The organism is Campylobacter jejuni, assembly GCF_049221745.1.
GTDB classification, from domain to species: Bacteria; Campylobacterota; Campylobacteria; order Campylobacterales; family Campylobacteraceae; genus Campylobacter_D; species Campylobacter_D jejuni_E.
The window spans coordinates 1-6,857 of record NZ_JBMJAO010000017.1; the positions used below are offsets into that span (position 1 = coordinate 1).

General features: G+C 31.9%; 3 protein-coding genes and 3 pseudogenes. 3 read left to right on the forward strand and 3 right to left on the reverse strand.

Going from position 1 to position 6,857, the window contains the following annotated elements; genetic code table 11:
* Nucleotides 1–1,317 (reverse strand): annotated as a pseudogene (locus tag ACOTU8_RS08560) (methyl-accepting chemotaxis protein); the annotation flags it as partial.
* A 168-nt stretch (nt 1,318–1,485) separates the two neighbouring features.
* On the opposite strand from ACOTU8_RS08560, the gene zupT reads away from it, so the two are divergent.
* The gene (gene zupT, locus ACOTU8_RS08565; protein WP_002861047.1) at nt 1,486–2,361 is read left to right on the forward strand and encodes a zinc transporter ZupT; all 876 of its coding nucleotides are present in this window, start codon (nt 1,486–1,488) and stop codon (nt 2,359–2,361) included.
* A 23-nt stretch (nt 2,362–2,384) separates the two neighbouring features.
* Here the strand turns inward: zupT and ACOTU8_RS08570 are convergent, their stop codons facing one another.
* On the reverse strand, nt 2,385–4,901 hold the full coding sequence (locus ACOTU8_RS08570) for a molybdopterin guanine dinucleotide-containing S/N-oxide reductase (protein ID WP_422342533.1): 2,517 nt from the start codon (nt 4,899–4,901) through the stop codon (nt 2,385–2,387).
* A gap of 9 nt (nt 4,902–4,910) precedes the next feature.
* Entirely contained in the window at nt 4,911–5,486 is a 576-nt protein-coding gene (locus ACOTU8_RS08575) for a cytochrome C (RefSeq protein WP_422342534.1), read from the reverse strand.
* Nucleotides 5,487–5,813: 327 nt separating this feature from the next.
* Here ACOTU8_RS08575 and ACOTU8_RS08580 point away from each other — a divergent pair.
* Nucleotides 5,814–6,293 (forward strand): annotated as a pseudogene (locus ACOTU8_RS08580) (hypothetical protein); the annotation flags it as partial.
* 444 nt (nt 6,294–6,737) lie between these two features.
* A pseudogene (locus ACOTU8_RS08585) lies at nt 6,738–6,857 on the forward strand (HAMP domain-containing protein); the annotation flags it as partial.

The following is a 6,857-nucleotide window of genomic DNA, read 5'->3' on the forward strand; positions in this document are numbered from 1 at the left end:
TCTTGCTGTTAGATTACCACCTTCTACAACTGATACGGTTTGAACTGATTCTTTAACGGCTTGATTGTCTTGTTCTAAACCTTTTTTAGTAGCAAGGATGTTTTCGTTGATCATTTTGCTCATTTTTCCAAGTTCATCATCGGCTTTGATTGAAATTAAATCAACTTCGTGTTTTTTGTGATTTAAAAAACGAAAGAAATTTTCTAAAGATTTTAAAATGACAGGAATTCTAGATCCAAGTATTTTTTTAACGCAGACATAAACTATAATTAATATGACAAGTAGTATAAAAAAAGAAATAACGATAAAAATAATTTCTAGTTTCTTTAAAGGTGCTAAAACTGAATTTTTAGGAGCAGTTACAACCATACTCCAATAACTTGAATTATTTGCAGTGCTAAAAGATGAAACGGATGCATAGCTTAAATCTCCAGTTGAAGCAACATAATCATCTATTATAACAGTTTTGTGTTCTTTAACGGCATTATTGACTAATTCCACAGAGGGATCTTTATTTATATCACCGAGTGTTTTTAAAATGGCATTATGATTTTTATGAATAGCAATAACACCTTTATCAGTCATTAAAAATCTTAAATCCCCTTCAAAAAAATCTAATTTTGGGTCAAGTATGGTTTCAGAAACTTCAGAAAAATCTAAAGTATATCCAGCAACTCCAATCAATTTACCTTTATTATTAAAAATAGGCATTCCAAAATTAATACCTAGAAAATCTTTTCCATCGTAGTTAAGTTTAGTTGGTGGTCCAACAAATAAACTATCTTTATCTCCATATTTAGCGTTTTTTTCCACTTGCTCTATAATCTTTAAATTACCAAAATTATTTGGCGTTTGAATCGTTTCTATTCCTCCAGATTTTCCATTGGTTTGATCAAAATAAATCATAGCAAAAGTTTTACCATCAGAACTTGTGTATCTTTTATCAATTCCTTGAGCATCCCCTAGCACTGAAGTATCTTTTAAATACAAAAAAGTATAAGCTGAATATAAACTACTATCAAATAAATTTTTCATTAAGCTTTCAATCAAATCAGCATCAACTTGATTATTGTGTTCAAACATATCATTTAAGGAAGTTGCGGTTCCTTTTGTAAGTGCAACAGTTTCATTTAGAATACCTTCCATATAATTGGTGTATCTTTTTGAAGTTAAAAATATTGAATCTTTGGCTTCTTTCTCCATATTTTCAGAAATATATATGGAAACTGTTGAAACTAATACGATAATACCTAAAATTACCCCTATAGCTACAGATAGAATAAGCTTAGTGCTTATATTTAAAGAACGAAAATTCATATTTTTCCTTAACTTTTAAAAATTTATAAAAAACGTTAGTATAATATTTTATAATTTTTTAAAATATTCTTAAAAATTTTAATATCTTTTGTATTTTTACCATATGTTAACTTTTTATAAATATAAGTATTTAAAATATTAAAATTTTATTGAAGCTAAGAATTATTAATGCAATTTACCTTTGAACAAATTTTTATCGCAATGTTACTGACTCTTTTTGCAGGTTTTTCTACAGCCATAGGTTCTATAATAGCCTTTTTCTCTAGAAAAGATGATTTAAGGGTGCTTTCTTTAGGACTTGGTTTTTCAGCTGGAGTAATGATATATATTTCTTTCATGGAAATTTTACCCACTGCACTGAAAGATTTTAAAAATCACTATGATTCGCATTGGGCTGAGCTTTTGGGATTGGCTTGTTTTTTTGGTGGAATTTTAATATCTTTATTGATTGATAAATTAATCCCAGAAGATGTCAATCCTCACGAGCCTAAAGAGGATTTAAGCGAGTTAAAAATTTGTCCCTTACCTCAAAAAGGACAAAATCCTCCGAAATTTCATCCTGGAGAAAAATTACATCAAATTAATACTAAAGCTTTAAAACGCACAGGGATTTTTACAGCTTTAGCTATTGCTATACATAATTTCCCAGAAGGTTTTGCTACTTTTATTTCGAGTCTTGATAATCTTACTTTAGGAATTGCTATAGCTATAGCTGTAGCTATACACAATATCCCTGAAGGTTTGGCTGTGAGTTTGCCGATTTACCATGCTACAGGAGATAAGAAAAAAGCTTTTATTTATTCAGCTCTTTCGGGTTTTGCAGAGCCTTTGGGTGCTTTTGTTGGAGCTTTGATTTTATTGCCTTTTATAGGCGATCTTACTTTAGCTATAAGTTTTGCTGTGATTGCAGGAATTATGGTTTTTATATCTCTTGATGAGCTTTTGCCCGCTGCAAAAACTTATGATAAGGCTCATGATAGTTTATATGGACTTATATTAGGAATGGCAATAATGGCTTTAAGTTTAAATTTGCTTGGACAATAGAAAGCCTTACGGCTTTCTTAAATTTAGTTCACACCTTTTGGTGCACTAAAGGCAGTAAGTTTTGGTAGTTCACCTTTAAATTTTTCTATGTTTACGAGCCCTGTGTGAGAGATATTGCCATTGGCAAGTTTTGAAGTTGGTATATCCATGGTTAAAACATTTGCATTTCCACATTTGCAAAGTCCGTTTTCGTCAGGATCATACCAAGCACCTTCACAAAGCCTTACAACCCCTTGCATGATTTCATCGCTTACAACCGCCCCTGCTAAAACTTCGCCGCGTTTGTTAAACACGCGTACTACATCGCCATTTTTTACACCAAGTTTTTTTGCATCTTTGGAATTGATTAAAATTGGCTCTCTATCTTTTATTGCATAAGTATCTCTTAAGCTTGTGTGGCAAAGTTGAGAGTGTAAGCGATCTCTTGGGTGATTTGTAAGTAAGTGGAAAGGTGCTTCTTTGGTTGCATTTCCAAGCCATTCAATCGGTTCAAACCAAGTAGGATGGGCTTTGCAATCATCATAATTATAATTTTTAATCGTTTCTGAGTAAATTTCAATGAGCCCTGAATCTGTACCCAGAGCATTTAAGATAGGATCTTTTATAAATTCTGAAAAACGAGTCCATTCTAAACTTTCAGCTGTTGGTTCAAAAGTGATTGGTTCGTTTTTAGCCCAAAATTCTTCAAAACTTGGCATAGGAGTGGCAAAAGCTTCGCCAAAACTCTGAGTTTGTTTTAAGGCACTGTTGTAGTATTCTTTGATAAAATCTTTAGCTTTTTTGCCATTTTCTGTGTAGGTATTAAAGACATCTTTTCCATAAATTTTACAAATATCAGAGAAAATTACATAATCATCTTTGCTTTCACCCACAGGCTCAACTGCTTGTTTCATAGGAGCTATATGCATATTTGAATAATCTCCTGTCATGGTAATATCATCTCTTTCATAAGATGAAGTTACAGGCATAACAATATCTGCCATTTTAGCTGTTGGAGTCCAGTAAATTTCATTTACCACAACGGTGCGTGGTTTTCTCCATGCTTTTACATTAGTGTTGGTATCTTGATGGTGTACTAAAGGATTTCCGCCTACCCAGTAAATAAAATCAATATCAGGATAGGTAAGCTTAGAGCCGTTGTGATCTATGGTTTTTCCAGGGTGAAGTAAAGCATCAGCGATTCTTGCTACAGGGAAAGAATAACTCGCTGCATTTTGAAGCCATTCTGCGCCTTCGTTTGAAGTTTCTCTTTTTGCTAAACCTTTAAATTTACCATTTTTCCAAATCCCTAAGCTACCTGCTATCATACCGCCGATAACTCCACCTTTGCAAGTTGGAACACCGCCATTGCTGTAATGATAGCTCAGCCCAAAACCACCTCCTTTTGTGCCGATTTGTCCTAACATCGCACAAAGAGTAACTAACATCCAGTGAGGCTGTTCGCCATGATGTGCTCTTTGCATACCCCAACCACTCATAATCATAGTAGGATTATCATAAAAAGTTTCAGCTAAATTTTTGATAGTTTTTTCATCGATACCGCAAATTTTACTTGCCCATTTGGTATCTTTTTTTACCCCATCTTCTTTACCTTCTAAATAGTCTTTAAATTTATCAAAGCCTGTAGTGTAAGTGTCTAAAAACTCGTAATTAACTTTTTTCTTAGTGATTAAATGGCTTGCCATGCCCATCATTAAAGCTGCATCGGTATTTGGGCGTGGAGCTATCCATTTGGCATTTAAAAATTTCGCTGTAGTGGTTTTTACAGGATCTATACAAATCACTTTGATTTTACTGTCTTTAAGTTTTTCAAAGTATGCCAAACCTCTTTGTTCGTTTGAAGTCCAAGCTATGCGTAAAGTAGAAAGCGGATCAGCACCCCAAATCACAACATATTTAGAATCACTTAAGATATTTTCCCATGAGGTTTGCTGCTCATAAACTTCAATCGATCCTACAACATAAGGCATAATCATTTGAGAAGCTCCTGTAGAATAATCCCCTGTAGCTCCTACAAATCCACCTGTTACATTTAAAAATCTATGAAGCAAGATACGTGAGTTTTGCATATTTCCACTTGATTTCCAGCCATAGCTTCCACCAAAAATCGCACTTGCACCTTTGTTATCTCTTGTTTTTTTAAGTTCTTTGGCGATAAGCTTGATCGCTTCATCATAACTTACACGAACAAACTCGTCTTTTCCACGAAGCTCAGGTTTAGGATTGTCAGGATTTTCAAGGTAGGATTTACGCACATAAGGGTATTTTACACGAGATTTATAAACCATATCGGCAGTATAGTGCTGTAAAGGATTATCCATTTTTGTAACTTTTTCCCAAGGTTCACTTTTTACTATCTTGCCATCTTTTATAGTGAGTTTTAAAATCCCCCAGTGTGCTGCGGTGATCACTTCTCCATTTTTTACAAGTCCGAGGCTAACTTTTGAAGCCTCTACGGTTTTTCCTGCACTTAAGCTTGGAATGAGAGGTAAAGCACTTAAGCTCGCTCCAATTTTTAAAAATTTTCTTCTATCTAGCATGCTTTCTCCTTATTTTGTTTTAAAATCTTTTGCGTTTTTTTGTAAGTATTCTATAACTAGCCATCTGTCTTTTTTATCAATACCTGTTCTATCGGCCATAGAACGGAAAATTGCAGGCCAAGCGTTAGCTGTAAATTCTTTTTCTTTGTGGATAGCATGACAAATTCCGCAGTTATTTACAAAAAGTTCTTTAGCTCGATTTAACATTTCTTTATTGTCTTTGACAAATTCTTTTTTATCTCCCCAAATTTCAAGGCTTACCTTATCCCATTTTCCATCTTTTCCAGTTATTCTTTGAGAGAAATTTAATTTTGCATTTTTAGAAAAAGCTGCAATAACAATTCTTTGAGAGTCATTGAAATAAATTACAGAAGGTGCTTTAGGATTTACATAACCATCAATTTTTAGTAAAACTCTGTTATTTTCGCTTTTTAACACTTCAAAAGGATTTGTAGGTAAAAGTCTTCCTATGACTTTAGTATCATCTTTATTAAGATAAAGTGATACAACTTCATCGGTATAGGCGGTATTTTTTGCCCATAAACATGTCGCTAGGACAACAAAAGAAATGAAAATCTTTTTCATTGCTATTCCTTAATATAAATTTGATGTAAATGTATTTTAACGCTATTTAATTTAATTATTAATTAATATTAATAAAATATTAATATTAATTAATAACTTTATTTTAGAAAAAAATAAGCATTTTATAGTTATAATTCGCAAATAAATATACAAGAAAGGAAGACAATGTTAAAATCTATCGGAACTAAATTAACCCTTTCAGTAATTGGAAGTATTATGGTTAGCTTAGTCTTTATGATTGCTATCATATCATGGGAAGTTTCTCAAAATATGGAAAAAGAAGCAGAAATTGCTTTAGATATAGCTTCAAAAAGATATGTAAATTATATGCAATCCACACTTAATGAACCTTTTTTACTCTCTAAAGCATTAGGTACTGGTATACAACAAGTTATCAATGATAATGGAAACATCGATATTAATATACTTGAAAATTTAACCAAAAAAACATTAGATTCAAGTATGTATACCACTTATGCTTTTTTGTATATTAAAGATCTCTCAATTTTATCAGGAAATAAAGAAAAATACACTCAATATGGAAATTTATCTATTGTTTATAATGATTCGACTCCAGGGGTTAATGGAGGCATTAAAACACTTACACAAAATGAAAATCTTTCCAAGAATATCCCTGTAATACAAAAAATTGAAAACGATGTACACAATGGACAGCAAAAAATTACTTTTGGTTCAGTTAAACATCTTAATTATGGTAATGGAGAATTTTTGGGAATTAATTTAGGAATGCCTATTTTTAATCAAAAAGGAACCCTTGCAGGAGTTATTGGTTTTTCTTTAGAACTTTCACAGATGTCTAAAACTTTACTTGATCCTTCTTTAAATTTTCATGAAGGAGATTTAAGATTGCTACTTACAGATGATGGAAGATTTGTTATACACTCAAATCCTAATGCAATTTTACAAAAAATCAATGAATACAACCACTCTCCTTCTGTAGCTCCAGTTTTAAATGCAATTAAAGAACATAGAGATATTTTGGTTGATAATTTTCTTACTTCAGCAGGTTTAACTAGTTATGCATCGGTAGCATCCTTTAGCACACTCGAAAATTCAAGTTACTGGAGTATACTTGTAACAACTCCTAGAACTTCAGTTTTAGCACCTTTATATCAACTTCAATTCATTATAATTATTGTTGTGGTTATATTTTTAATTATAATTTCAGCTATTGTATATGTATGTATAAAATATATGGTGAGTGCAAAAATTAATTCAATTTTTAAATCTTTACAAAATTTCTTTGACTTCATCAATCATAAAACAAAAAATGTTTCTACTATAGAAGTAAAAAGCAATGATGAATTTGGACAAATCTCAAGTGCTATCAACGAAAACATCCTTGCTACT

Bases quoted from the DNA above. Each gene is read 5' to 3' on its own strand.
- zupT (WP_002861047.1), top strand. From the start codon at position 1,486: ATGCAATTTACCTTTGAACAAATTTTTATCGCAATGTTACTGACTCTT.
- ACOTU8_RS08575 (WP_422342534.1), bottom strand. From the start codon at position 5,486: ATGAAAAAGATTTTCATTTCTTTTGTTGTCCTAGCGACATGTTTATGG.
- ACOTU8_RS08570 (WP_422342533.1), bottom strand. From the start codon at position 4,901: ATGCTAGATAGAAGAAAATTTTTAAAAATTGGAGCGAGCTTAAGTGCT.